Below are 26,519 nucleotides of genomic sequence, written 5' to 3' on the forward strand. Positions count from 1 at the left end.
CCCAAGGCTAAATACTCCCTAGTGACCGATAGTGAACCAGTACCGTGAGGGAAAGGTGAAAAGCACCCCGGAAGGGGAGTGAAATAGATCCTGAAACCATGTGCCTACAAGTTGTCAGAGCCCGTTAATGGGTGATGGCGTGCCTTTTGTAGAATGAACCGGCGAGTTACGATTCCATGCAAGGTTAAGCAGTGAATGCGGAGCCGCAGCGAAAGCGAGTCTGAATAGGGCGATAGAGTATGGGGTCGTAGACCCGAAACCAGGTGATCTACCCATGTCCAGGGTGAAGGTAAGGTAACACTTACTGGAGGCCCGAACCCACGTACGTTGAAAAGTGCGGGGATGAGGTGTGGGTAGCGGTGAAATTCCAATCGAACCTGGAGATAGCTGGTTCTCTCCGAAATAGCTTTAGGGCTAGCCTCAAACTTAAGAATCTCGGAGGTAGAGCACTGTTTGGACTAGGGGCCCATCCCGGGTTACCGAATTCAGACAAACTCCGAATGCCGATGATTTATGTTTGGGAGTCAGACTGCGGGTGATAAGATCCGTAGTCGAGAGGGAAACAGCCCAGACCACCAGTTAAGGTCCCCAAGTATTCGTTAAGTGGAAAAGGATGTGGCGTTGCCCAGACAACCAGGATGTTGGCTTAGAAGCAGCCATCATTTAAAGAGTGCGTAATAGCTCACTGGTCGAGTGGCGCTGCGCCGAAAATGTACCGGGGCTAAACGAATCACCGAAACTGTGGATTGACATCTTAGATGTCAGTGGTAGGAGAGCGTTCCAAGGGCGTCGAAGCTAGACCGTAAGGACTGGTGGAGCGCTTGGAAGTGAGAATGCCGGTATGAGTAGCGAAAGAAGGGTGAGAATCCCTTCCACCGAATGCCCAAGGTTTCCTGAGGAAGGCTCGTCCGCTCAGGGTTAGTCAGGACCTAAGTTGAGGCCGAAAGGCGTAGACGATGGACAACAGGTTGATATTCCTGTACCACCTCCCCGCCGTTTGAGCAATGGGGTGACGCAGTAGGATAGGGTGAGCGCGCTGTTGGTTATGCGCGTCTAAGCAGTGAGGTGTGGAATGAGGCAAATCCCGTTCCTATAACATTGAGCTGTTACAGCAAGGGGATTTATCCCTGAGTCCCTGATTTCACGCTGCCAAGAAAAGCCTCTAGCGAGGCGGGAGGTGCCTGTACCGCAAACCGACACAGGTAGGCGAGGAGAGAATCCTAAGGTGATCGAGAGAACTCTCGTTAAGGAACTCGGCAAAATGACCCCGTAACTTCGGGAGAAGGGGTGCTCTGGTAGGGTGTTAAAGCCCGAGAGAGCCGCAGTGAATAGGCCCAGGCGACTGTTTAGCAAAAACACAGGTCTCTGCAAAACCGCAAGGTGAAGTATAGGGGCTGACGCCTGCCCGGTGCTGGAAGGTTAAGAGGAGAGGTCAGCGCAAGCGAAGCTTCGAATTGAAGCCCCAGTAAACGGCGGCCGTAACTATAACGGTCCTAAGGTAGCGAAATTCCTTGTCGGGTAAGTTCCGACCCGCACGAAAGGCGTAACGATCTGGGCACTGTCTCAACGAGAGACTCGGTGAAATTATAATACCTGTGAAGATGCAGGTTACCCGCGACAGGACGGAAAGACCCCGTGGAGCTTTACTGTAACCTGATATTGAATTCCGGTGCAGCCTGTACAGGATAGGTAGGAGCCTTGGATTCCGGAGCGCTAGCTTCGGATGAGGCGTTGGTGGGATACTACCCTGGCTGTATTGGACTTCTAACCCATGCCCCTTATCGGGGCAGGAGACAGTGTCAGGCGGGCAGTTTGACTGGGGCGGTCGCCTCCTAAAGAGTAACGGAGGCGCCCAAAGGTTCCCTCAGAATGGTTGGACATCATTCGTAGAGTGCAAAGGCATAAGGGAGCTTGACTGCGAGACCTACAAGTCGAGCAGGGTCGAAAGACGGGCTTAGTGATCCGGTGGTTCCGCATGGAAGGGCCATCGCTCAACGGATAAAAGCTACCCCGGGGATAACAGGCTTATCTCCCCCAAGAGTCCACATCGACGGGGAGGTTTGGCACCTCGATGTCGGCTCATCGCATCCTGGGGCTGTAGTCGGTCCCAAGGGTTGGGCTGTTCGCCCATTAAAGCGGTACGCGAGCTGGGTTCAGAACGTCGTGAGACAGTTCGGTCCCTATCCGTCGCGGGCGCAGGAAATTTGAGAGGAGCTGTCCTTAGTACGAGAGGACCGGGATGGACATACCTCTGGTGTACCAGTTGTCTTGCCAAAGGCATCGCTGGGTAGCTATGTATGGACGGGATAAATGCTGAAAGCATCTAAGCATGAAGCCCCCCTCGAGATGAGATTTCCCATTACGCAAGTAAGTAAGATCCCTCAAAGAAGATGAGGTTGATAGGTCTGGGGTGGAAGCACGGCGACGTGTGGAGCTGACGGATACTAATCGATCGAGGACTTAACCAATTTTGAAAAGGGCTTGATTACCCTGATTCTGTGTAGCACAATGTCTGTTTTATTCAGTTTTGAGCGAATAAGTACCGTTCATAAAAAAAGTACTTGCAATTAATTAGATGATATGTTATAATAATTATTGTCTTTGAGAAAAGATCATACAAGTCTGGTGACGATTGCGAAGAGGTCACACCCGTTCCCATCCCGAACACGGAAGTTAAGCTCTTCAGCGCCGATGGTAGTTGGGGGTTTCCCCCTGTGAGAGTAGGACGTCGCCGGTCTTGTAACAATTATTACATAGGTTTATGAATAGGACGAACAACTGAAGTTTGTCGCACTTATACCCAGGAGGATTAGCTCAGCTGGGAGAGCACCTGCCTTACAAGCAGGGGGTCGGCGGTTCGAGCCCGTCATCCTCCACCATTTTATTTATAATGAAAACTATTAGCCGGAGTAGCTCAACTGGTAGAGCAACTGACTTGTAATCAGTAGGTTGAGGGTTCAAGTCCTTTCTCCGGCACCACTTTTCGAGCCATTAGCTCAGTTGGTAGAGCATCTGACTTTTAATCAGAGGGTCGCAGGTTCGAATCCTGCATGGCTCACCATTTTTATGACTTAGTGTCATAATTTATATTGCGGGTATGGCGGAACTGGCAGACGCGCTAGACTTAGGATCTAGTGCCTTCGGGCGTGGGGGTTCGACTCCCTTTACCCGCACTTATAATGCGGAAGTAGTTCAGTGGTAGAATACGACCTTGCCAAGGTCGGGGTCGCGGGTTCGAATCCCGTCTTCCGCTCCATATTTTTGCCGGGGTGGCGGAACTGGCAGACGCACAGGACTTAAAATCCTGCGGTAGGTGACTACCGTACCGGTTCGATTCCGGTTCTCGGCATTAATAACTTTTCACTTATATGCGCTCGTAGCTCAATTGGATAGAGCACCTGACTACGGATCAGGAGGTTGTGGATTCGACTTCTGCCGGGCGCACCATTATGTTTTTAAACTTTATAATTCTTCGGGACGTAGCTCAGCTTGGTAGAGCACTTGGTTTGGGACCAAGGGGTCGCAGGTTCGAATCCTGTCTTCCCGACCATTAAGCTTTTTAAGCAGATTCGCCGCTTAAAGAATATACCATTTTAAGTAGATTTGTGCTTTAATAATTGCCAGCTATAATGGGGCCTTAGCTCAGCTGGGAGAGCGCCTGCCTTGCACGCAGGAGGTCAGCGGTTCGATCCCGCTAGGCTCCACCAACACAATTTTAATAAAGATCCTGGCGGCGTAGCTCAGCTGGCTAGAGCGTACGGTTCATACCCGTGAGGTCGGGGGTTCGATCCCCTCTGCCGCCATCTTAAAGGACCTTTAGCTCAGTTGGTTAGAGCAGACGGCTCATAACCGTCCGGTCGCAGGTTCGAGTCCTGCAAGGTCCACCACTATTATATACAGCCATGGAGGTATACCCAAGCCCGGCTGAAGGGATCGGTCTTGAAAACCGACAGGGGAGTCAAATCCCGCGGGGGTTCGAATCCCTCTACCTCCTCCATTTTTAACTAGTGGTGAAATTAAATAGTACTTATATTGTTGTCGCGGGGTGGAGAAGTGGTATCTCGTCGGGCTCATAACCCGAAGGTCACAGGTTCAAATCCTGTCCCCGCAACCAAATGGTCCCGTGGTGTAGCGGTTAACATGCCTGCCTGTCACGCAGGAGATCGCCGGTTCGATCCCGGTCGGGACCGCCATTTTTATTAATACTATAAGGTTTAGAATAAGTTAACGACTTAATGTAAACTAAATACGTGGCTCAGTAGCTCAGTCGGTAGAGCAAAGGACTGAAAATCCTTGTGTCGGCGGTTCGATTCCGTCCTGAGCCACCATTGTTATGCGAGTGTAGTTTAGTGGTAAAACCTCAGCCTTCCAAGCTGATGATGAGGGTTCGATTCCCTTCACTCGCTCCAAAAAGGGCCTATAGCTCAGCTGGTTAGAGCGCACGCCTGATAAGCGTGAGGTCGATGGTTCGAGTCCATTTAGGCCCACCATTCCGCAGTAGCTCAGTGGTAGAGCAATCGGCTGTTAACCGATCGGTCGTAGGTTCGAGTCCTACCTGCGGAGCCATTTATATATGGGGAAGTACTCAAGCGGCTCAAGAGGTGCCCCTGCTAAGGGTATAGATCGCGAAAGCGGTGCGAGGGTTCGAATCCCTCCTTCTCCGCCATATATAATTTGGCCCCTTGGTCAAGCGGTTAAGACACCGCCCTTTCACGGCGGTATCACGGGTTCGAATCCCGTAGGGGTCATACATAAAAGTAGCTTTACAAGTTCTTAATGAACTTGTAAAGCTACTTTTTAATTTGTTTATATATAGTTTTCTAGTTCACTTAAATTCTCACTATATATGTTGAATTAAAGAATCCCATTGAATCTACTGTGGCGCTCAATAAGGAGAGAGTTATAATTCGGGGTGTGGATTGTAGAACGCTTGACGCTTTGGGGATGCCTTTCACCGTAAGCCTGGATATCGCTTCGCATCCAGTCTCACGGCTTCGGCGACCCCTTTGCCGCGCCTGCACTAGGGTGTTCATTATCGAGAGAAATGTGATTTTGAGATGTATATGCCGAGATTATAAGGTGATTACTAGTTGATACTGCTTATATTCAAGAAAGACGTACTCCAGGTTGCAGATTTCATCACAGATAATGAAATGCTCTTTCTCATATAGACCATCCAGCGTCGAAGCGATATTGGTAGGAGTTCTGTTTCATTCTTAAATAAAAAAGACAAGACTATGTAGAAGACTTCAGCCGCCAAAATTATATCTTTGGCGGCTTTTATCCAGTTAAGAAGCCCCGCTATTCTTTCGTCCCAAAAAGCTCTAGCATTTCGTGTACTTATGCCTTTGGAGAGCAACGGATGGATAACCACCAAACGATTCCCGAAAAATGTGTAGGGTGCTACGAAGTCGCATCCCTACACATCAAGATATCTCGATAATAGTAAAGAGGTCGTTCTATCTAAAGCAACTCAAAGGCAACTGCACACGCAGCGCCTAGTGTTTGATTAAATCATTTACTGGTTACTTTTGGTTAATTAACATACGTGAGCTAAAATATCCTGAAAAGAAACACCATAAGCAATGGCCTATGGTGTTTCTTTTCACTTCTTCTGATCCTCTATATAACTATCTTTTTCATGATAAGGAATATCTCCGAGAGGGGATTCGATTCCTTCATCATCCAGTTCCGCTTCATATTTCTCTGAGGCATCGGACCTGATGAAACCGCGTGACTTTCCATTTATATCGGTTCCTGTGAATTCTTCAAATTCTTCGGTTGCACCATCTGAAATTCCGCTGTCGTATAACGTATTGTAGTCATCGTGATCTCCGCTGAAATCGGAAGGAGTTTCTGATGTTCCAGATTTTGCGATTTCCTGAAAGCTGTCTTCGCCATCCCGGGCCGCTCCGGAAAATGAATTTGGGTTGGCCATGGTAAGCGTATCTTCTTCGACAGGTCGATCATTGGGGATTTCTTGCTCAGTCGCATGGTCGATGCAAAGAGTTGTGTAAGGAACTGCTTCAAGTCGCCCAAATGGTATATCTTTTTGGCACACTTCACATTTCCCGTAAGAACCGTCCACCATCGCTTGTAAGGCGCTTTCTACTTTATCTAATTCAGAGCCGGCATGAACGTTTAAAGCCATGTCCTTCTCTCTTTCAAACAGTTCTGTACCCATATCACCGGGATGATTGTCATACATCGACAGCTCGCCGGCAGCTTCTTGTGCACTTTCCTTAATATCTGTTTCTTCTTCTGTTTTTGTTAAGTGATCCTTCATTTCATATAGTTCTTTTTTTAGAGTGGCTTTTTGTTTATCGTTCAACAAGTTTTGTCACGTCCTTTTTAGTAATGGCATTAGTCTGCACATACACACCGTACTTAATAAACAAAAGTACAGATTGTTGACTATCGTTACTTAACTTTCCTTTATTTCGTTCCATCTAAACATATAAATCAGAAAAAGCGTAAAGCTTCGAGTTAAATCGAGGCTTTACGCTTTTTTTTATTAGTTAGAGCAGATGCCCAATGAGTATTCCGATCCCTAATAGTAAGCCGAATAAAGTGTTCGTAACTGCAGTGTTTTTCATCGCAGGCATCACATGTATTGGGATGTGATTTTTTCGGAACACAGTAATCGCTCCAATCGGCTTTTTGACACTAAGAAATACAAGCAGTGCCCATGGAGTAAGATGACCGAAGAGAATCATTGCAATAATCCAGCCATAGGAAATAATGAAAAATAGCATTAGGATTGTAATTGCGTTGTAGCGGCCCACAAGAATAGCGAGTGTTTTTCGTCCGCCTTCCTTATCGCCTTCTAAATCACGTATATTATTTGCTAGCATAATACCTGCGACTAGCAACATACTTGGGATAGATAGCAGAACCGCTTCTGTCGTTACTGTTTCTGTCTGGATATAAAACGCAATAAGGATAAGTAACATTCCCATGACAACACCGGAAAACAGTTCTCCAAATGGCGTGTAGGCGATAGGATACGGTCCTCCAGTATAAAAGTAGCCTACCATCATTGACAGGATCCCGACGACTGCGAGCATCCATGAGGTTTCCATACATATATAGATACCAATAAGGACGGAAATCCCGTAAAGCATAAAGGCAAGATTCAACACGGTTTTTGGTTTTACACCATTACGGACGATTGTACCGCCGATACCAATGGACTGTTCTGTATCAAGTCCTCTTTTAAAATCATAATATTCATTGAACATATTCGTTGCCATTTGGATGAAAACACTCGCGACGAGCATGGCGATGAATAAAGGAAAATGTAATTTTCCGTAAGTTAGTGCAATCATGGTACCGAGAAATACAGGTGCAAAGGCTGCCGTTAGTGTATGTGGACGTGTAAGCTGCCACCAAATACGCCAGCCTTTATCCGCTTTTATTGTCTGTTGCAATTTGGCTCTCTCCCTATCCTTTTAATGACCCTATCTATTGTACTCCAAAATGGGTGGAGTGAACATATGGACTGCTTATTATGTGCTGAAACGACATTGATTCGGTATGATAGACTATAGGTATTGTTTTAAATCAGTCGAATGAATGTACGGAGGGAAAATAATGAATCGGAAGTTGACCGCTACCCGTGAATCTCAATTAAATGTTAGGCAGAATGAGCTGCGTTTTTTTACAGAAACTGTCGATGCGGGGAGAATCTCACCACTTGCGTTTTTTGAAGCAGGGGATTCGTGTTACAAAGATGAACGTTTCTATTGGCAAAATGCAGATAAAACTTTAACGCTTGTTGGTATTGGACATGCTACGGTATTAACAAGTGATGGAACGAATGATCGTTTCACACATATTTCAACAAGTTGGAAAAAATTATGTAGTGCGCTTATTAAAGAAGAAAATGATCGGGAACCTGTTCTTTTTGGAGGTTTCTCGTTTGATCCGAAAAGTGTTAAGCAATCAGAGTGGGATGCATTTCCATCGGCCCATTTCGTTGTACCTTCTTTCCAGTTGTCGATTACGAATGGCAAGACAGAAATTTCCATTAACCTCGTAACAAAAAGCAACGATGGGGCAGAACAGTTTGAGAAGTTAAGGGATGAAAGAGACCGTCTAATTCATATCGCGCAAGTCGAGGAATCCGCTCTGCTTACAAAACCGGAAGTTGTGTCAATAGAGGAACTTTCGAAAGAACATTATCTGGAAACCGTTGCAGATGTCACAAAGAAAATTAACAATGGTGAAGCGGAAAAAGTAGTAATTGCACGTTCGGTTAAACTAAACTTTGCAGATGACGTGCCGGCTGTCACTGCACTTCATCATATATCAAATGAACAGCAGGAAAGTTATCACTTTGGATTGCAAAAAGACGGCCAATTATTTTTTGGTGCTACACCTGAACGTTTAATTGAAATATCAAATGGCCGTGCGTATTCGGCATGTGTCGCGGGTTCCATTAAACGAGGCAAGTCGGCAACTGAAGACCGCGAACTTGGCGATGAACTTCTTGAAGATAGAAAAAACCGAGAAGAGCATCAATATGTCGTTAATATGATTTCACAAGTGTTTAAATCATTTTGCACAGACATCAAAATTTCGAAAGTACCGAAACTGATGAAAGTCCGTGATATTCAGCATTTGTTTACGCCAGTTGAAGGAAAAGTTGAACAAGGAACTGATATTTTTAGTTTGGTTCAAGCACTTCACCCGACACCGGCACTAGGCGGTGTCCCAACTGATATAGCGATGGAAATGATTCGTTCTGAGGAAAACTTGGATCGGGGTTATTATGCTGGACCAATTGGTTGGACAGATACTGCTGGAAATGGTGAATTCGCTGTTGCAATCCGTTCCGCACTTCTTGACGGCAATAGTGCGTACTTATACGCAGGTGGAGGAATTGTGGCAGACTCTGAACCAGATAAAGAATACGATGAAACATGGGTGAAATTCAGACCGGTTATGCGGGCGCTTGGAGGAAAACTGAATGGATAACCGTACAGTTTTGACTGATTATGTTCGTAGAATGACTGCTGCTTTGATGATGGCTGATGTGAAAACGGTAGTTATTAGTCCAGGCTCTCGTTCGACACCACTGGCTTACGCTTTCGCTTCAACAAAAGGCCTTGATGTCTATATGCAAGTTGATGAACGATCGGCTGCCTACTTTGCATTAGGTTTGGCGAAGGCATCCGGTAATCCTGTCGTCCTTCTCTGTACGTCAGGTACTGCAGCATCGAATTATCATCCTGCTATAACAGAAGCGTATTATGCGCGTATTCCTCTTATTGTTATCACGGCTGACCGTCCGCATGAATTAAGGGAAGTCGGTGCGCCACAGGCAATCGATCAAATTCGAATGTATGGTAAGCATGTGAAATATAGTGTAGATTTCCCACTTGCTGAAAACAATCCGGATATCGAAGACTTTATTGATCGCCATATTAGCCGTGCACTGTCAGTTGCGACTACAGTTCCACGCGGACCCGTTCACTTAAATGTGCCGTTCCGGGAACCACTTCTGATCGATTTTGATCGGGAAACGCCGAAAATGACTTTCAAAAAACGATTTAAAAGTGTAGACAGTTTGGATGCATCTACTGCCCAACAAATTTCACAGTTGCTTGCAACGTCGGAAAAAGGCTTCATCATTGCTGGTGAAATGCCGATAGGGTTCGATAAAGCAGCATTTTGGAACTTTGCCAAAGCACTGGAATGGCCAGTATTATGCGATCCGCTATCAAATCTTCGCACGGAAGTACCTGAACAATGCATAGCGCTCTGTATTGATCATTATGATGCGCTATTAAAAAGTGATGCATTCAAAGAGAAAGTCGTACCTGATACTGTCATTCGTTTTGGTGCACAGCCAGTAGCGAAGCCGCTTTCGCTTTACTTGAAAAAAGTAAGACCAGCTACAGTTATAGCGGTGGATGAATCGCCGGAATTTAGGGATTCGCTCGGTGTCGTTACGCATCATATCCAGACTTCATCCGAAACAGTCATGAAAATTATTGTGGATAAACCGAAGACATCTTATACAGAGTTGTGGACGATGGCGAATGAGGCGGCATCAGCGATTACAAATAAGTATGAGGGTGTTGCTGGCGATGAAGGGATATTTGCAAAAACATTATTTGAGCACCTTCCCACAGAGAGCGACCTCGTAAGTGGCAGCAGCATGCCAATCCGTGATGTAGACACGTTCTTCAGGAAGACGGATAAGGATATTACAATTTTTGCGAATCGCGGGACGAATGGTATCGATGGTGTTGTATCGACAGCATTCGGTATCCAGGCGGCAAGAAAGCGTCCAACATGGCTGTTAATTGGCGATTTATCGTTCTTGCATGATGTCAACGGATTAATTGTTACTCGTTTCCACGAGGCAGATTTAACCATTGTCATTATTAATAACGATGGGGGTGGAATATTCTCGTACCTTCCGCAAGCTGATGCAGGTAATCATTTCGAAGAGCTGTTTGGCACACCAACAGGCTTAACATTCGGCCACATTGCTGCGATGTATGATGCGCAGTATGCGGCAATCCACACGCCAGAAGAGTTCGGAATGGAGCTCGATAAAGCGAAGGAAAAACCAGTGCGTATTATCGAAGTGTTCACGAATCGTCAAGCGAATGTGAAAGCGCACCGAGACCTATGGAAGCAAATCACGGACAGGCTTGATCGTAATGAATGAAAAGACTATTCGTATACGTGAAATTAATATGCATGTGGAAATCCAAGGTGGAGAAAATCTACCTGTCATCGTATTTCTACATGGTTTTACGGGGAGCACCACATCATGGCGTGAAATTACAAAGTTGCTAAAAGGTAACTACCAGACAATAGCTGTCGATTTGACGGGACACGGCAAATCGACTATTCCGGAAGACATTGGCCGCTACTCTATGGATCAGCAAGTAGAGGACCTTGAGGAACTGTTTACTGAGCTTTCTCTTGATCAATTCATCTTAGTTGGCTATTCAATGGGGGGACGTATTGCACTGGCTTATACGGTGCGACATCCAATGCGGGTCTCGTCATTGATTCTCGAGAGTTCTTCTCCAGGATTGAAGACGGAAGTGGAAAGAGAAGAACGACAAGCAGCTGACAGGCGGCTGGCAGACAGAATCACAAGGGACGGATTGCCGGCATTCATCGATTTCTGGGGAAATATTCCCTTGTTCGCGTCTCAGAAGACTTTGTCGGAAGAAAAGCAGCTGGCAGTGAGGAATGAACGGCTTAGTCAGAGTGAAATAGGCCTTGCGAACAGCTTACGTGGTATTGGAACAGGTAGCCAAGCTTCTTATTGGGAGAGCATAGGAACAGTCAATCTTCCGGTTTTGCTCATAACGGGAAAACTCGACACGAAGTTCGTAAATATTTCCCGGGAAATGCAGAGGGATTTCCCTAATGTCCGCCACGAAACGATAGAACATGCTGGACATGCAATTCATGTGGAAAAACCGGCTACATTTGCTACAATGATAGAGGAGCATATTTCAGAGTTGAAAAATCGAGGAGGATCACTATGACACGTCAATGGGAAACGATACGTACATACGAAGACATCAAATACGAACAGTATGGCGGGATTGCAAAAGTAACAATCAACCGTCCGGAAGTGCGCAATGCATTCCGTCCTAAAACGGTATCGGAGTTAATCGACGCATTTTCACGCGCACGGGACGACCAAAGCATTGGAGTCATCGTCTTAACAGGCGAAGGCGAGAAAGCATTCTGTTCAGGCGGAGACCAATCCGTACGAGGGCATGGCGGTTATGTAGGAGACGACGAAATTCCACGTCTCAACGTCTTGGACTTACAGCGTCTAATCCGTGTTATTCCAAAACCGGTTGTGGCAATGGTTGCAGGATATGCAATCGGCGGCGGACATGTTCTTCATGTCGTTTGTGATTTGACGATTGCAGCAGAAAATGCAGTTTTCGGACAAACAGGACCTAAAGTTGGTTCATTCGACGCAGGTTACGGTTCGGGCTACTTGGCACGAATCATTGGCCATAAAAAAGCGCGCGAAATCTGGTTCCTTTGCCGTCAATACAACGCACAGGAAGCACTCGACATGGGTCTAGTCAATACAGTAGTTCCTTATGAACAACTGGAAGACGAGACGGTCCAATGGTGTGAAGAGATGCTTGGCATGAGCCCTACGGCACTTCGTTTCGTGAAAGCGGCTATGAATGCGGATACGGACGGACTTGCTGGTCTTCAACAATTGGCTGGCGACGCAACACTTCTTTATTACACAACAGACGAAGCGAAAGAAGGCCGCGATGCATTCAAAGAAAAACGCAAACCGGACTTCGGACAATTCCCACGTTTTCCTTGATTAAAGAAAAGCGTAAGGCGCCGTTTAGCCCCGACAAGCGCTGGAAGTCTTGAAGATAAAGGCGTACTTTGCCTTTTCAGCAAGACTGAAGCGACTCAAGGGGCTGGCGCCTGAAGCCTAGACAGTAATCAAACTGGATAAAAACTAAGAAAGCTGCCTCTAATCGGGCAGCTTTTTCTGAATGGATGGTGATGGCATGATTCCAAATTGGTTAATGCAACGGGCTTATTTAACGCCTGATAAAATAGCTTTATCGTTCGAAGAGGAAAAGTGGACATTCGCACAGTTAAAAGATGATGCTGTGGTTCTTGCACGAAAATTGAGGGCTAACAGTTTAAATGAAGGGGAACGGATCGCCTTGCTTGGGTCCTCCAATTCTGAAATGGTAGTCATCATTCATGCATGTATGCTGGCCGGCCTTGAGATTGTTATGCTAAACAGTCGGTTGTCGAAAAAAGAAATCGCATATCAATTGGATGATTCAGGCGCCAATACGGTAATTGTGTCGAATGAACTGAGTAGTGTTGTTGCCGATACGCCGGTACGTCAGCTACTATTTTCTACGATCAAAGAAAGTGCGGAACAGGCTTTTGTCATCCAGGAAAGTTGGCAATCAGACAGAACCATTACGATTATGTATACATCGGGCACGACAGGATTTCCGAAGGGGGTCCGTCAGACTGCAGGTAATCACGTCTCGAGTGCACTGTCGTCTGTTCTAAATTTAGGGCTTGATGAAGACGATGTCTGGCTCTGTGCGATGCCTTTATTTCATATTAGCGGGTTCTCGATTCTCGTTCGTTCTGTTCTATACGGAAATGAGGTTCAGTTGCATGAGAAGTTTGATGCGGTCAAGTCGGCGATTGCGGTAAGGGATGGGTCCGTCACACGGATGTCTGTTGTATCTCTTACATTGGATAAAGTTCTGCGTGAACTGGAAAAGGATAATAGTGTCGCACATTCATCATTTAAATCAATGCTGGCAGGTGGTGGCCCCGTTCCAATCGATTATTTGAAGCGGGCAAAAGTACTTGAAGTTCCTGTTCTCCAAACGTACGGCATGACAGAAACTAGTTCGCAAACAGCGACCTTAGCAGCAAGTGATGCAATGAGGAAAATGGGTTCAGCAGGCAAACCATTGTTTTTCAATCAAATCAAAATCAAAGATACAGAAACGCCAGGTGAAAAAGGTGAAGTATTTATATGCGGTTCACATGTGACACCTGGATATATTGGTCGTTTTTCCGAAGTGGATCCATTGGAAAATGGCTGGCTTCCAACAGGTGATATCGGTTATCTTGATTCGGAAGGTTATTTGTATATCGTCGATAGAAGATCCGACTTAATCATTTCAGGAGGAGAAAATATTTACCCTGCTGAAATTGAAAATGTACTGATAGCGCATCCGAATATTCGAGAGGTAGGCGTTTGCGGGAAAGAACATTCCGAGTGGGGAAGTGTCCCAGTTGCGTTTGTCGTAGTGTCAGGAAATGTGAAAGAAGCTGATTTGATAGCGTATTGTGAAGAGCGATTGGCGCGTTACAAAGTACCGAAATCATTCCGCTTCGTAGATGAACTGCCGCGTAACGGGTCAAATAAGTTATTGCGTCGAAAATTGAAAGAGTCAGTGGATTTGGAGTAAGGTTGAAGTCGAAATTAAAGTCAAACTGTCACGGCAACTCATCAATCTGTAAGGACAATTGCTTGAACTGTCCTGGCAACAGATTAAACTGTGAGGGTAACTCTGAACTGTCCTGGCAACTCCTCAAACTGTAAGGACAATTGCTTGAACTGTCCTGGCAACAGATTAAACTGTGAGGGCAACTTTGGACTGTCACGGCAAGTCATCAATCTGTAAGGGCAATTGCGTTAACTGTCCTGGCAACAGATTAAACTGTGAGGGCAACTTTGGACTTTCATGGCAAGTCATCAATCTGTAAGGGCAATTGCTTGAACTGTCCTGGCAACAGATTAAACTGTGAGGGCAACTCTGGACTGTCATGGCAAGTCATCAATCTGTAAGGGCAATTGCGCTAACTGTCATGTCAAATGATTAAACTGTAAGGGCAACTCCAAACTGTCACAGCAAAAACAAAAAGGCTGTTCCATATACCAGATTAAATCTGGTATACGGGACAACCTTTCTTCATTTACTTTCCACTTAACGCTTTCTTCAGCGTTTCAATGTTTTGTTCCATCAAAGAAAAATAGTCTTCGTTGTTTTTTACATCATCCACTGTCAATACGCCAAGATTGTGGAGCATGAGTGATTCAGCACCAATTTCTTTCCGCACGACATTAGTTAGTTTAGATGATACATTCTGTTCAAAAAGTACATAGTGGATGTTGTGATTTTTTGCCTCTTTGACAATTTGTGCTAATTGCTTTTGTGACGGCTCGCTTTGTGAGTTCAGTCCCGCAATCGCGACTTGTTCCAGTCCATATGAATCGGCTAGATAACCAAATGATGCATGTGAAACAAAGAACGTTTTGGAAGGGACAGTGGAAGCCATCTCTTTGAATTTGCTATCGAGTTCGACTAGTTCTACTTTCAGTTGTTCAAAGTTCTTCTCGAATTCGTCTTTCATTTCAGGTTTTGATGCAATCAATGCATCTTTGATAGAAGTTGCAAGTTCGACACTAAGCAGTGGTGAGATCCATACATGGGGATCAATTCCCCCATGATCATGACCTTCGTGTCCATGTTCATCATGTTCAGCATCTTCGTCGTGACCTTCATCACTATGACCTTCGTCTAGCATCTCATCAGGAATTGCCTCTGCTGTTGCAACCATTTTTACATGTTCGTTTTTCATGGTTTTTTCTGCATTTTCCACAAAACCTTCAAGGCCGAGTCCTATATAGAAAAACAAATCCGAGTCCGCGAGTCCCATCATATCTTTTTGTGTAGGATCAAAAGTATGTTCATCCGCGCCAGCAGGATAGATGGATTTCACATCGACGTAGTCGCCGCCGATTCGTTCTGTAAAGTATTGAAGCGGGTATACTGTTGTATAAATAGACAATTTCTCTGTCCCAGTTTCCGAGTTTTCTGTGGATTTAGCGCCACAAGCACTAAGTAGCATAATTGTTAGTAATGACATGATGAAAAAAAGTTTCTTATTCATTAGATATATCCTCCGTATTATTAATAGTAATCATTCCGATTTGTGCAACTGACTTTTTTATCATACAAGAGTGTTTCTAATTTGGCAACTAAATAAGCGAATTTCTTTTAATCGAAAAAAACGGCTCGACAATTATGTCAAACCGTTCTATCTAAAAAGATCACTTTTTATGCATATCATTGTCTGGTACAGGATCAAATCCACCCTCGTGGAACGGATGGCATTTTGAAATTCGACGTACCGCAAGCCATGAACCTTTTAGTGCTCCATGCTTTTCGACTGCCTCAATCCCATAGTGAGAACAAGTGGGATAGAAACGGCATGAAGGTGGTGTAAGGGGTGAAATTACTTTTTGATATAGTTTAATAAAGCCAATTAAAATCTTTTTCATTTAAAAAACTCCTTATTAATGCCTCGATGTTTATTGTAGATGCTTCGGTGGTAAATTAACAGAGAGATGAATTATATTTAACAATAAGGGGAGAGATTTATATGTCGAAAGAACTTATTAATGAATTGAATGTCCAAGTTTCTACATGGTCGGTTATGTATGCGAAGCTCCATAACTATCACTGGTATGTTAAAGGTCATCATTTCTTCACGTTACATGTAAAGTTTGAAGAACTTTATAATGAAGCGACGTTACATATGGATGAAATCGCAGAACGTATTTTGACACTTGGCGGAGATCCTGTAGCGACGCTGAAAGAACATCTTGAACAATCTGTTGTGAAAGAAGCAACGGGAGATGAAAAAGAAGACAGCATGGTGAAAACTGTCGTAAATGATTTCGGTGAAATTATGAAATCGTTGAAAAAAGGCATGCAGCTGGCTGCGAAAGATGGCGACGATATGACGGAAGATTTGTTGAACGCGACATATCAAAGTATCGAAAAACATCAATGGATGCTGAATGCATTCCTGGGTGAAGATAACAAGTAATCATTTTTTATTAAAAATACTAGAAAAATGCCGATAATAAGCTTGTGGAAGGAGTGATGGCAAATGGATATGAGCTCCATCATGGCAAGTCAATTGAGAAGTTTGCAATCGACTGTTCAGTTGAGTGTGTTAAATAATGCACTTGCAATGAATACTGCAGCGGCAACAGATATGTTGAAAAGTTTATCTAATCAGTCTGTTGCAGCCCATCCTCATAAGGGAGCTTCGGTTGACGTACAAGCGTAAATTGCGGTAAAGCATGTATCTCCAGTAAAAGGGGATGCATGCTTTTTTCATACTAAGCCATGCTAAAAAGAAAAAAGGATGGTGTAGCATGGAGAAATACAAAATGTACGTTTCTGTCGTAAATCAGCAAGTATACCATTACCCAGATGATTCACCGTGGGAATATGAGGTTAATGTAGAAAGTCAGTATGTTCCTGTTTTTCATCGGTTATTTAGTCAGATAGATGAACTCGAATTCCGAAACTTCCTTAGGTCACATTTACCGTTTTTGCCCTATCATTATGGTCGGAACAATTTCAACGTCGATCAACGTACGATGAAGATCTATGCGCTCATTCATGAATTTACAGATGATAAGTCGAAGCGATTTATCGAAAAGCTTCCGTATTTTCGTTGAAAGGATTGCTGTCCTTCGCTACACTGGTTGAAAGGACGTGAGTGCAATGCTTATTTTCAATGATGTTAATGGTGGTCGTGTTGAGCTGACTTTCGGAGAAAACCAATTTGGAATGCCAGCTCGGCATGTCCTTGTTATCCTCAAACATAATGGTAAATGGTTACTGACTCGACATTTAGTTCGAGGCGTTGAGTTTCCAGGTGGTAAAGCAGAGCATGGAGAAACGATCGAGGAGGCAGTTATACGCGAAACGATTGAAGAAACAGGTGTGAAAATTACGGATCTTGTGCAATTTGCAGAGTATGTCGTTCGAAGTAATAGTACATTTTGCAAAGCTGTATTCACAGGGAAAGTTGCGGAAATCGATGAGCATCCAGCCCTTTACGAAACAGAAGGAGCTATGTGGATGACTAATGAAGAGCTTGACCAGTGTGAAGAATTGAGTTTCCTTATGAAAAACACGGGCATGGAAACATTAAGAAAGTGGGTGGAAGAGCATGAGTCATGATGGTACGATTATTCATAGAAGGCCCTATCCGTCTCCAAATCCACATGTTTCGCTTGAAGAAATTACATATTTTTCAGATGGGTTAAAAGTGAAGGGACTCATGGCAGAACCAATTACAGAAGGGAACTACGAAGGCATCATCTATTTGCGAGGGGGCATGCAGCATATCGGTATGGTTCGTCCTGCCCGAATTGCACAGTTTGCTTCGCAAGGATTTGTTGTCTTCGCTCCTTATTATCGGGGGAACCGTGGAGGCGAGGGACGGGATGAGTTTGCTGGGGCCGATCGTCAGGATGCGGTGAATGCCGTTGATGTGCTGAAGCAAAATTCGAAGACAAACGTGGAAAAAATTCACTTGTTTGCATTTTCACGGGGCGGTATAATGGCTCTTTGGACAGCAATTTTACGTGAAGATATTACGTCGGTAGTTACATGGTCTGGCGTATCCGATATCGTATTTACATATAAAGAACGGAAAGATATGCGGCGGATGATGAAAAGAGTTATCGGCGGGACACCGAATAACATGCCGGATGAATACAGAAACCGTACGGCGCTGTTCCGCGTGGATGAAATTGATGCTCCCGTACTCATCATTCATGGCATGATCGACGAGAACGTGTCATTTCAACAAGCAGTTTTGCTGGAAAACGCACTGCGTGAACATAAAAAAGTATATGAGACATGGTATTTCCCTGAGTATACACACTTCATACCGCCTGTCATGAATGCACAACTTGTTCGCGATTTATGTGGTTGGATGAGAAGACAAGGGGAGTGAATGGTATTTTGAATAAAATGAAGTTGCAATTAGAAGTACGGGTTTGCAATTAAAACGCCAAATTTGCAATTAGACGAAATAAGTTGCAGTTACAACTCCATTTTTACAATTACAAATCCCAGGTACAAAAAAACAGTGTAGCACATTCAATGTGCTACACTGTTTAATTTGAAAATTATGCAATCGGTCCGCCTTTAAGCGTAATCTCTTCAGAAACCATACCGAATTTTTTAAAGTTTTCATGGAACATGTTTGCCAATTCATTTGCTTTTACATCGTATGCTTCGCCGTCTGCCCATGCATTGCGCGGGTTCAACACTTCTGTTGGAACACCTTCAATGAATGTAGGCATTTCGAGGCCGAATACGCCGTTAGTTTCTGTTTCAATGTTGTTCAATTCTCCAGCAAGAGCTGCCTGTACCATAGTGCGTGTGTATTTAAGATCCATACGTTTACCAACGCCGTAGACGCCGCCAGTCCAGCCTGTGTTAACAAGGAATACTTGTGCATCATGTTCATCAATTTTCTTCCCAAGCATTTCAGCGTATACTGTCGCTGGAAGTGGAAGGAAAGGTGAACCGAAGCACGTTGAGAACGTTGCTTCAGGTGATGTGATACCACGCTCAGTTCCGGCAAGCTTCGAAGTGAACCCGCTTAGGAAGTGATACATTGCTTGTTCTTTTGTTAACTTCGAGATTGGAGGTAGCACGCCAAACGCATCTGCCGTTAAGAATACAATCGTTTTCGGATGACCAGCAACAGAAGGGTCAACGATGTTATCAATTGCTTGGATAGGATAAGCTGCACGCGTGTTTTCAGTTAATGAACCATCATCGTAGTCAGGAATGCGTGTTTCCGGATCGACGACAACGTTTTCTAGTACGGAACCAAAACGAATTGCACCAAAAATTTCAGGTTCTTTTTCTTGTGATAAATTAATACATTTTGCATAGCAACCGCCTTCGATATTGAAGACACCAGTGTCAGACCAGCCATGCTCGTCATCGCCGATTAATTTACGGTTTGCATCTGCCGAAAGTGTTGTTTTACCTGTTCCAGAAAGACCGAAGAATAGGGCAACATCACCGTCTTCACCAACGTTTGCCGAACAGTGCATCGGCATAATTCCATTTTCAGGAAGTAAGTAGTTCATGATTGAGAAGATTGATTTTTTCATTTCGCCAGCGTATTCAGTTCCACCGATAAGAACAATACGTTTTTCCATTGATACGATAATGAATGTCTCTGAATTCGTACCATCGACCACAGGATCAGCTTTAAATGAAGGAGCCGAAACGATTGTAAATTGTGATTCATGTTGTACTAGTTCTTCTTCAGTTGGGCGGATGAACAAGTTGTGAACAAACAGGTTATGCCATGCAAATTCATTCACAACTTGAATGGATAGTCGTGAAGCTGGATCTGCGCCTGCAAAACCTTTGAAGACGAACAGTTCGTCTTTTGTTCTCAAATGAGTAATTACTTTATTATATAATGAATCGAAAATTTCAGAAGAGATTGGACGATTGACGTTGCCCCAATCGATTTTGTCTTTGGAGGACGCTTCCTCAACAATGTATTTGTCCTTAGGTGAACGACCTGTATATTTGCCTGTCTGAGCTGTAACCGCTCCGTCTGATGTCAATTGAGCTTCACCACGTGAAATCGCTTTTTCAACAAGTTGTGGAACTGAAAGTTGAACTTTTACATTTTTCCCAGAAAGAAGTTTGTTGAGGTCATCACTAATTTTCGCAGATATCATAAGTATGTACCGTCCTTTGCATATAGTCCCAATCAATTGGGTGTCATCACATTATTGAATTAGTATAACACATTAAGAATAATAATCTATACTAATTCAAACCTCAAGGATTTATACGCAAAATGGGTAAAAAGATTTGACATGCAACAAGATTTTTCGTAGCATATATAGTTGAACGGATACTCTTATCCCGAGCTGGTGGAGGGGTCAGGCCCTATGAAACCCGGCAACCTGCACAGACGTTTTGTCTGCGCGAAGGTGCCAAACCTGTAGCAAGGCACAGTCCTTGTATGATAAGAGTGAAAGGTGCTTATGAAATCATGCCTTTCCTCATGTATTATTACGTGAGCGAAGGGCTTTTTATATGATATCGCCCTTAATCCTCGTGTATAGAGCTCGCAATGGCTTGTAGTCTTTTCATTTAGAAAAGACTCTACATGGGACATATGAGTACCGTATCAATCTCGTAGGATATAAGGAGGAAATAACATGACAAATCGCCGACTATTTACTTCAGAATCGGTAACTGAAGGACACCCGGACAAAATGTGTGACCAAATTTCGGATGCTATTCTAGATGCTATATTGGCAGAAGATCCAAATGCACGTGTTGCATGTGAAACGACAATTACAACAGGACTTGTCCTCGTTGCAGGAGAAATTACGACGACAACATATGTCGATATCCCGAAAGTTGTGCGTGAAACTGTTAAAGAAATTGGTTATGTACGCGCGAAATACGGATTTGATTGGGAAACATCTGCAGTTTTGACTGCGATCGATGAACAATCAGCCGACATCGCTGCAGGCGTTGACCAGGCACTTGAAGCGCGTGAAGGTTCGATGACAGATGATGAACTTGAAGCAATTGGAGCTGGTGACCAAGGTTTGATGTTCGGTTACGCTTGTAATGAAACACCGGAACTGATGCCGTTACCAATTAGCCTAGCTCATAAATTATCATTCCGACTTGCACAAGTACGCAAAGATGAAACCCTTACGTATCTGCGTCCGGATGGAAAAACACAAGTGACTGTTGAATATGATGAAAACAATAAACCAGTACGCATCGATACAATTGTTATTTCAGCGCAACATCACCCTGAAATAACACTTGAGCAAATTCAGCGTGATATTAAAGAATTCGTCATAAACCCGGTTGTACCAACTGATTTAATCGATGAAGACACGAAGTACTTCATCAACCCAACTGGCCGCTTCGTAATAGGGGGACCTCAAGGAGATGCAGGTCTTACTGGCCGTAAAATCATCGTTGACACGTACGGTGGTTATGCGCGTCATGGCGGCGGTGCGTTTTCTGGGAAAGATGCGACGAAAGTGGACCGCTCGGCTTCATATGCGGCACGTTATGTTGCGAAGAACATTGTCGCTGCAGGACTTGCAGATCGATGTGAAGTGCAACTTGCTTATGCAATCGGTGTTGCACAACCTGTATCGATTTCTATCGATACATTTGGAACAGGCACAGTCGAGGAAAGTAAACTTGTTGAGCTTACGCGTGGACTGTTTGACCTTCGTCCAGCAGGCATCATCAAAATGCTTGATCTGCGCCGCCCAATTTATAAACAAACAGCTGCATACGGTCACTTCGGCCGTACAGACATTGATCTACCGTGGGAACAAACGGATAAAGCTGATGCATTGAAAGAGTTAGCAGGGAAATAATGTAGTGTAAACACTGAAAGGCAGGATTTCCCTGTTTTTTGGTGTTTTTTCTGTTTAGGATGTTTGATTTAGCGGGCGTCATAGAGTGTAGCGAATCTGTCGTACACTCTCATCACAGGAGCTATAAACAAATGATACAATTGTTATAAAGTGAAACCTGATCGGAGAGGAGAGAGCGTCGGGCTATGAGTTTAATAGGTTTGTTACTACTGGTTGGGGTTGTTGCGTTATTTGTGTTAATTGGTTTAGTAATCTTTTTATTTATAAAAAAATAAGAGCTGCCTTCAAAGGCAGCTCTTTTATTACTGTTGTAAACTCTTGTAATACTGCCCTTTTTCGGCATACTCCTGAACAATCCGTTCCATGTCCGCACGATCGTCGTCATTCAGCTCACGCACGACTTTTGCTGGCGACCCGAGTGCTAGCGTATTCGGGGGAATCTTCTTACCAGGCGGCACGAGACTGCCTGCGCCAATGAATGCCCCTTCGCCAATTTCAGCACCGTCCAAAACAATGGAACCCATACCGATAAGCGCTCCTTTTTTTACCGTACAACTATGTAACGTTACTTGGTGCCCAATTGTCACCTCATCTTCAAGAATAAGCGGAAACTTTGGGCTTTGATGAAGGCAGCATAAGTCTTGAATATTTACTTTACGTCCAATAATTGTTGGAGATACGTCACCCCGGATTACGGTATTAAACCAAATTGTCGATTCAGGACCAATTGTCACATCACCTGAAATCGTCGTGAAGTCGCCAATGAAAACGGACGGATCAATTACAGGCGTTTTTCCTTTATAAGGATAAATCATGATGCTCTCCTCTTTTCTTTAGGTAGTGTATAATTATCGTAACAAAGATTAGGTTTTTATTGTAGATAAATAGGGAAATATATAGATAAAAGAACTAGATAGATGAGGGGAAGATGACCATGTGGAAATGGGAAGCGGAAGGGCCACCAAAAGCTGTCGTGGCCATCGTCCATAATGTGTACGAACATCATAGTAGAAATGCATGGCTTATTCAGAAACTAAGAAACAGCGGTTTTCATGTCGTGACAGGAGATTTACCTGGACACGGGGCGGAAGGTGTCGGAAAAATTCACGATGAACAATTTGATGCCTACGCTAAATTTGTGGAAAAATTAATAGCGGTCGGTCTCGATGATAATTTACCTTTGTTCATTATTGGACATGGAATAGGTGCCACCTTCGTAATGCGTCTTTTACAGCGAAAGAAAATTGAATGCGCAGGGGCTGTTTTTAGTTCCCCATGGCTAGCATTGCGTCATCAGCCACCTAAATTTTCGAACGTATTGACAAAATTCTCGTCATCCATGAAATTGAATCATGAAATTGACATTGAGATGTTAACACGCAATAGTGATTTATATGAAGAAGCTAAGCAAGATGACTTTTATAACGATGAATTCACCGTAGCCTGGTATAAAGAGTTACAATCATTCATGAAATTGGTTGCGCAGAGCGAAAGAAGTGTTCATGATATCCCAGTGCTTATGCATATTGCGGAAGAGGATAAAATAACAGACATAGTGCTTGCTAAGAAATGGTTTATCCGACAGGAACTTTCTGAGTTTCAATATAAGCAATGGAAACGGCTGTACCATGACGTTTATCAGGAACCAGAGCGCGAGGAAGTATACTTATATACGGAATCATTTATGAATAATGTTCTAAGGTCGCTAGGGTATGTCGTATAGGGAATACTTGGAAATGGTTTGTGAGTAAATGTGAAGAGGGAGGTGTTTACGATTACGATAATTGGGTTTGTACGACATGGCGTTACCGCGTGGAATAAAGAAGGAAGGGCACAAGGAAGTACTGATGTCCCACTTGATGATGAAGGAATTGAGATGGCACACGGTGTAGCTCAAAGACTTTCTGGTGAACAATGGGATGTCATCTACACAAGTCCTTTAATTCGTGCTGCAAAAACAGCTGAAATCATCGCGGACAGTATGCCTGATATCCGTCTCTTATCGGACAATCGCTTGCGGGAATCAGGGGGTGGCCTGGTTGAAGGATTGACGGAAATGGAGCGAGTAAAAAAATGGGGGCACTCATGGAGACAGCTGGAACTCGGTTTCGAACCGCAGGAAGAAATTATTTCACGCGGACTTAATTTCATAGAGGAAATAAAAGAATTGCATCCAGATAAACGAATCTTAGTCGTCAGTCATGGAGGATTTATTGGTCGATTGATAAAAGAGCTTGTCCCTTACAAGGATTTAGCTATGGATCTGGAAAACACATCAGTCACTATTATTAAACTGCAAGAAGATCGAAACCTATGCGAGCTGTTTAATTGTACGAAACATTTACAACGTATTAAGTAAGCATTTAAAACGCCAGAGAATGGCGTTTTTTATTTTGCGTATATTTAATAAGTCGAAATACATTATATTATTTAAAATATTCTATCATTCTAGTGACTATTAGACTATAATCAAAAATATAGTCTAATGAGGTCAGAATTTATGAGTGAAGTATGTCGAATCAAAGTAGAAGGAGGTAAGTGAAATGAAATCGATTAAAGCAAAAATTATTGTCAGTGTAATAGCGTTATTTTTCATTATCCTTACGGTAGTAAACTTGTTCGTTAATCTTCAAATGCAAAAGCAAACGGAAAATGTACTTATAAATCAAAGTGAAGTTGCCGTGCAGGAGATGAGTCGATCGATTGAAAACAGTATGTTGCAATATGAAAAAACGCTATATTTGCTTACCGAAAATCCGGAAGTCACATCATTTATAGAGACGCAGTATGGCACTGGAAGTGATAGCGAATTAAGTCGAGGCATCGAAAAGGTCTTTAATGATTATATGGGACAAATGACGGATACGGATTTAATGTATTTTGGATTCGAAAACAAATATACCAAATTTGTTCCCCATCTCGTTATCGATGGATTTGATCCGACTAGCCGCGTATGGTATACAGCAGCTAGCGACCAACCAGACAAAGTTGTATGGTCGAATCCATATGTCGATGCAGCGTCAGGTGGATATGTTATTACGGCATCTAAAGCGATGAAACGAAACAATTCACTTGTTGGTGTTATTGGGGTAGACATTAGTTTGGGAAATATTACTGATAGTGTATCCAAAAGTGAATTTGGATTTGGAGGCTACCCATTCTTATTTGATAGAAATGATGGGGCAATCGTTCACCCTCATTTACTAACAGACAAAGAGGAATTGGCGGATTTATCTTATTTAACGGCATTATTTAACGAAGAAAAAACTAAGGGAATCGGACAATACAATGAAGATAAGAATGAAATGGTCGGCGTTTTTACCGAAGTCCCGCATTTCGGTTGGACAGTTGGTGCCGCGTTCAATCAAGATGCAATTGATGGTTCAGTTAGTCAAACTAGGAACTTAATCATCATAACTTTCATATTAGCAGGAATAGTAATGATTGTTGTTCTTTGGTTCTTAATATCAAGAATTGTTAGTCCTCTCGGTGAAATTCGTACAGCAATGGATAAGGTGACGGAAGGAAACCTTAACGCATACGCGGATGTGAAATCGAAGGATGAATTTGGTCAACTTGCAAACAATTTTAATGCTATGACTTCAAAAGTTCGTGATGTTATTACATTGGTTAACCTTTCTGTCGATGAAGTTCGTTTAGCGGCAGAAAGCTTAAGTGCATCCGCAGAAGAGACGAATGCCGTTAGTGAGCAGATGGCGGGGGCTATCGATGATATCGCATCAGGTGCAACGAAATCCGCACATGATACAGAAGATGTGACGCAAACAGTTGGCTATTTAAGCGAACAACTAATAGGGATTCAAGAAAAAGCGAGCATTATGACAGGCATTGCAATAGAAGCTGAAGAGGTCAACAAAAGTGGAGTCAGCCAAGTCAATCAGCTACAATTGTCGTTCGATGGCTGGAAGACAAATCTGCAATCGATGGCGGATGTCGTTGGAGATTTGGAAACGAAAGTTGGAGCAATCGGAATTGTCATGGAAACGATAACTCAAATTTCCACGCAGACGAACTTGTTGGCGCTTAATGCGAGCATTGAGGCAGCACGTGCTGGCGAACACGGTAAAGGCTTTGCGGTCGTTGCTGATGAAGTGAGGAAACTAGCTGAACAATCTGCACGAGCAACAGATGAAGTAAAAGCGACCGTTCAAGAACTTCAAAATGGCTCCCACCAAGTTTCGAGGCAAATGAGGGAAACGGGGGAGACATTTGAGGAACAAGGAAAAGTCGTGCTGGCTACACAAATGACGTTCGGAGACATTTCCAAACTCATGAATAAGCTTGAACAGTCCATCAGCAGTGTCTATGACGAAGTAAATAAGGTCGTTGAACATAAGGAGACGGTTATGGAGACAATTGAAACTATGGCGGCGACAGCTGAAGAAACAGCTGCGGCAAGTGAAGAAATTAGTGCATCGACGGACGAGCAGCTTCGGGCAATCCGTGAGGTAGCACAAGCCGCGGATACATTGGCGGGGTTAAGTGACAATCTGCACACCGCCATGAGCCATTTCAAAGTTTAATAACAATTAGCTGCCGGGAAATTGGAAGGTTTTTGTTTAGAGTTAAAATTAATCTTAATCATCTTGCGGTTCTGTCTTTGGACGGAGCCGCTTTACTAGTAGGCGGTATAACGGAATCGGTAAAATACTTAATGGTTTTGCTACTATAATCTTTGTACTATACAGTCGGCGCTTAACGAATAGAAGAT

The 26,519-nt window shown here is 43.7% G+C and carries 20 protein-coding genes, 20 tRNA genes, 2 rRNA genes and 1 riboswitch (1 of these 43 cut by a window edge); of the genes, 36 read left to right on the top strand and 6 right to left on the bottom strand.

The genetic code is table 11. The annotated features are described in order from the left end of the window. From ACP8HG_RS00010 to ACP8HG_RS00115, 22 genes are all read left to right on the top strand, one after another. Positions 1 to 2,468 (top strand): 23S ribosomal RNA (locus ACP8HG_RS00010) (it extends 464 nt beyond the left edge of the window). A 153-nt stretch (positions 2,469 to 2,621) separates the two neighbouring features. Beyond that, positions 2,622 to 2,737, top strand: a 5S ribosomal RNA gene (gene rrf / locus ACP8HG_RS00015). Positions 2,738 to 2,803: 66 nt separating this feature from the next. Further along, positions 2,804 to 2,879 (top strand) — tRNA-Val (locus ACP8HG_RS00020). A gap of 24 nt (positions 2,880 to 2,903) precedes the next feature. Then, positions 2,904 to 2,979 (top strand) — tRNA-Thr (locus ACP8HG_RS00025). A 6-nt stretch (positions 2,980 to 2,985) separates the two neighbouring features. Continuing rightward, positions 2,986 to 3,061 (top strand) — tRNA-Lys (locus ACP8HG_RS00030). Positions 3,062 to 3,091: 30 nt separating this feature from the next. Continuing rightward, positions 3,092 to 3,173, top strand: a tRNA-Leu gene (locus ACP8HG_RS00035). A gap of 8 nt (positions 3,174 to 3,181) precedes the next feature. Next, a tRNA-Gly gene (locus ACP8HG_RS00040) sits at positions 3,182 to 3,256 on the top strand. 7 nt (positions 3,257 to 3,263) lie between these two features. After that, positions 3,264 to 3,349, top strand: a tRNA-Leu gene (locus ACP8HG_RS00045). 21 nt (positions 3,350 to 3,370) lie between these two features. After that, positions 3,371 to 3,447 (top strand) — tRNA-Arg (locus ACP8HG_RS00050). 26 nt (positions 3,448 to 3,473) lie between these two features. Next, a tRNA-Pro gene (locus ACP8HG_RS00055) sits at positions 3,474 to 3,550 on the top strand. Between the two features lie 81 nt (positions 3,551 to 3,631). Continuing rightward, a tRNA-Ala gene (locus ACP8HG_RS00060) sits at positions 3,632 to 3,707 on the top strand. 22 nt (positions 3,708 to 3,729) lie between these two features. Then, positions 3,730 to 3,803 (top strand) — tRNA-Met (locus tag ACP8HG_RS00065). A 7-nt stretch (positions 3,804 to 3,810) separates the two neighbouring features. Next, positions 3,811 to 3,887 (top strand) — tRNA-Ile (locus ACP8HG_RS00070). A 17-nt stretch (positions 3,888 to 3,904) separates the two neighbouring features. After that, a tRNA-Ser gene (locus ACP8HG_RS00075) sits at positions 3,905 to 3,997 on the top strand. 42 nt (positions 3,998 to 4,039) lie between these two features. Beyond that, positions 4,040 to 4,114: transfer RNA gene (locus ACP8HG_RS00080), tRNA-Met, on the top strand. Between the two features lie 3 nt (positions 4,115 to 4,117). Further along, positions 4,118 to 4,193, top strand: a tRNA-Asp gene (locus ACP8HG_RS00085). Between the two features lie 59 nt (positions 4,194 to 4,252). After that, positions 4,253 to 4,328, top strand: a tRNA-Phe gene (locus tag ACP8HG_RS00090). A 7-nt stretch (positions 4,329 to 4,335) separates the two neighbouring features. Next, positions 4,336 to 4,409 (top strand) — tRNA-Gly (locus ACP8HG_RS00095). A gap of 4 nt (positions 4,410 to 4,413) precedes the next feature. Next, positions 4,414 to 4,490: transfer RNA gene (locus ACP8HG_RS00100), tRNA-Ile, on the top strand. Position 4,491: 1 nt separating this feature from the next. Further along, positions 4,492 to 4,566 (top strand) — tRNA-Asn (locus tag ACP8HG_RS00105). Positions 4,567 to 4,575: 9 nt separating this feature from the next. Further along, positions 4,576 to 4,666, top strand: a tRNA-Ser gene (locus tag ACP8HG_RS00110). 10 nt (positions 4,667 to 4,676) lie between these two features. Then, positions 4,677 to 4,748: transfer RNA gene (locus tag ACP8HG_RS00115), tRNA-Glu, on the top strand. 857 nt (positions 4,749 to 5,605) lie between these two features. Here ACP8HG_RS00115 and ACP8HG_RS00120 read toward each other — a convergent pair. After that, positions 5,606 to 6,334, bottom strand: coding sequence for a TraR/DksA C4-type zinc finger protein (locus ACP8HG_RS00120; RefSeq protein ID WP_438298004.1), 729 nt, complete (start codon positions 6,332 to 6,334; stop codon positions 5,606 to 5,608). A 184-nt stretch (positions 6,335 to 6,518) separates the two neighbouring features. Then, a complete protein-coding gene (locus ACP8HG_RS00125) occupies positions 6,519 to 7,430 on the bottom strand; it encodes a 1,4-dihydroxy-2-naphthoate polyprenyltransferase (protein ID WP_187046934.1) in 912 nt (303 codons plus the stop codon). A gap of 163 nt (positions 7,431 to 7,593) precedes the next feature. Here ACP8HG_RS00125 and ACP8HG_RS00130 point away from each other — a divergent pair, with 163 nt between their 5' ends. The 5 genes from ACP8HG_RS00130 to ACP8HG_RS00150 all read left to right on the top strand — a co-directional run bounded on the left by ACP8HG_RS00130 (position 7,594) and on the right by ACP8HG_RS00150 (position 13,979). Beyond that, entirely contained in the window at positions 7,594 to 8,979 is a 1,386-nt protein-coding gene (locus tag ACP8HG_RS00130; protein WP_438298005.1) for an isochorismate synthase, read from the top strand. Continuing rightward, positions 8,972 to 10,684 (top strand): 2-succinyl-5-enolpyruvyl-6-hydroxy-3-cyclohexene-1-carboxylic-acid synthase, encoded by a 1,713-nt coding sequence (gene menD / locus ACP8HG_RS00135; protein WP_438298006.1) that lies wholly within the window; start codon positions 8,972 to 8,974, stop codon positions 10,682 to 10,684. Before ACP8HG_RS00130 ends, menD begins: the two co-directional genes overlap by 8 nt. Continuing rightward, positions 10,677 to 11,522: a 2-succinyl-6-hydroxy-2,4-cyclohexadiene-1-carboxylate synthase gene (gene menH, locus ACP8HG_RS00140; RefSeq protein ID WP_438298007.1), complete on the top strand. Its 846-nt coding sequence runs from the start codon at positions 10,677 to 10,679 to the stop codon at positions 11,520 to 11,522. Before menD ends, menH begins: the two co-directional genes overlap by 8 nt. Then, positions 11,519 to 12,337 (top strand): 1,4-dihydroxy-2-naphthoyl-CoA synthase, encoded by an 819-nt coding sequence (gene menB / locus ACP8HG_RS00145; protein WP_067206491.1) that lies wholly within the window; start codon positions 11,519 to 11,521, stop codon positions 12,335 to 12,337. Before menH ends, menB begins: the two co-directional genes overlap by 4 nt. Positions 12,338 to 12,533: 196 nt before the next feature. Then, a complete protein-coding gene (locus ACP8HG_RS00150; RefSeq protein ID WP_438298616.1) occupies positions 12,534 to 13,979 on the top strand; it encodes an o-succinylbenzoate--CoA ligase in 1,446 nt (481 codons plus the stop codon). 508 nt (positions 13,980 to 14,487) lie between these two features. Here the strand turns inward: ACP8HG_RS00150 and ACP8HG_RS00155 are convergent. Together ACP8HG_RS00155 and yidD are read right to left on the bottom strand one after the other, a co-directional pair. Further along, complete coding sequence (locus tag ACP8HG_RS00155; protein ID WP_187046939.1) at positions 14,488 to 15,465, bottom strand: metal ABC transporter solute-binding protein, Zn/Mn family; 978 nt, start codon at positions 15,463 to 15,465, stop codon at positions 14,488 to 14,490. Positions 15,466 to 15,625: 160 nt separating this feature from the next. Next, complete coding sequence (gene yidD, locus ACP8HG_RS00160) at positions 15,626 to 15,856, bottom strand: membrane protein insertion efficiency factor YidD (RefSeq protein ID WP_067206498.1); 231 nt, start codon at positions 15,854 to 15,856, stop codon at positions 15,626 to 15,628. 101 nt (positions 15,857 to 15,957) lie between these two features. Between yidD and ACP8HG_RS00165 the strand changes: the two genes are divergently transcribed. The 5 genes from ACP8HG_RS00165 (at position 15,958) to ACP8HG_RS00185 (ending at position 18,339) form a co-directional block, all read left to right on the top strand. Continuing rightward, on the top strand, positions 15,958 to 16,407 hold the full coding sequence (locus ACP8HG_RS00165; protein WP_067206501.1) for a Dps family protein: 450 nt from the start codon (positions 15,958 to 15,960) through the stop codon (positions 16,405 to 16,407). 63 nt (positions 16,408 to 16,470) lie between these two features. After that, positions 16,471 to 16,653, top strand: coding sequence for a putative motility protein (locus ACP8HG_RS00170; protein WP_067206503.1), 183 nt, complete (start codon positions 16,471 to 16,473; stop codon positions 16,651 to 16,653). An 88-nt stretch (positions 16,654 to 16,741) separates the two neighbouring features. After that, positions 16,742 to 17,050 (top strand): transposase, encoded by a 309-nt coding sequence (locus tag ACP8HG_RS00175; protein WP_231885774.1) that lies wholly within the window; start codon positions 16,742 to 16,744, stop codon positions 17,048 to 17,050. A gap of 46 nt (positions 17,051 to 17,096) precedes the next feature. After that, positions 17,097 to 17,558 (top strand): NUDIX domain-containing protein, encoded by a 462-nt coding sequence (locus ACP8HG_RS00180; RefSeq protein ID WP_067206508.1) that lies wholly within the window; start codon positions 17,097 to 17,099, stop codon positions 17,556 to 17,558. After that, complete coding sequence (locus tag ACP8HG_RS00185; RefSeq protein WP_338653325.1) at positions 17,548 to 18,339, top strand: alpha/beta hydrolase family protein; 792 nt, start codon at positions 17,548 to 17,550, stop codon at positions 18,337 to 18,339. Before ACP8HG_RS00180 ends, ACP8HG_RS00185 begins: the two co-directional genes overlap by 11 nt. 175 nt (positions 18,340 to 18,514) lie before the next feature. Here ACP8HG_RS00185 and pckA read toward each other — a convergent pair whose 3' ends face one another. Further along, positions 18,515 to 20,101, bottom strand: coding sequence for a phosphoenolpyruvate carboxykinase (ATP) (gene pckA, locus ACP8HG_RS00190; RefSeq protein WP_187046941.1), 1,587 nt, complete (start codon positions 20,099 to 20,101; stop codon positions 18,515 to 18,517). 182 nt (positions 20,102 to 20,283) lie between these two features. Beyond that, a riboswitch (SAM riboswitch) is annotated at positions 20,284 to 20,401 on the top strand. Between the two features lie 189 nt (positions 20,402 to 20,590). Here pckA and metK point away from each other — a divergent pair. After that, the gene (metK, locus tag ACP8HG_RS00195; RefSeq protein WP_067206517.1) at positions 20,591 to 21,787 is read left to right on the top strand and encodes a methionine adenosyltransferase; all 1,197 of its coding nucleotides are present in this window, start codon (positions 20,591 to 20,593) and stop codon (positions 21,785 to 21,787) included. 302 nt (positions 21,788 to 22,089) lie between these two features. Here metK and ACP8HG_RS00200 read toward each other — a convergent pair whose 3' ends face one another. Beyond that, positions 22,090 to 22,602: a gamma carbonic anhydrase gene (locus ACP8HG_RS00200; protein ID WP_067206519.1), complete on the bottom strand. Its 513-nt coding sequence runs from the start codon at positions 22,600 to 22,602 to the stop codon at positions 22,090 to 22,092. Between the two features lie 119 nt (positions 22,603 to 22,721). Here ACP8HG_RS00200 and ACP8HG_RS00205 point away from each other — a divergent pair, with 119 nt between their 5' ends. From ACP8HG_RS00205 to ACP8HG_RS00215, 3 genes are all read left to right on the top strand, one after another. Further along, a complete protein-coding gene (locus ACP8HG_RS00205) occupies positions 22,722 to 23,510 on the top strand; it encodes an alpha/beta hydrolase (RefSeq protein ID WP_067206522.1) in 789 nt (262 codons plus the stop codon). 42 nt (positions 23,511 to 23,552) lie between these two features. Then, a complete protein-coding gene (locus ACP8HG_RS00210; RefSeq protein ID WP_335339517.1) occupies positions 23,553 to 24,146 on the top strand; it encodes a histidine phosphatase family protein in 594 nt (197 codons plus the stop codon). A gap of 184 nt (positions 24,147 to 24,330) precedes the next feature. Beyond that, a complete protein-coding gene (locus ACP8HG_RS00215; RefSeq protein WP_438298008.1) occupies positions 24,331 to 26,331 on the top strand; it encodes a methyl-accepting chemotaxis protein in 2,001 nt (666 codons plus the stop codon). The last annotated feature ends 188 nt before the right edge of the window (positions 26,332 to 26,519 follow it).

Source organism: Sporosarcina sp. FA15 (genome assembly GCF_051550195.1).
Taxonomy (GTDB): Bacteria; Bacillota; Bacilli; order Bacillales_A; family Planococcaceae; genus Sporosarcina; species Sporosarcina psychrophila.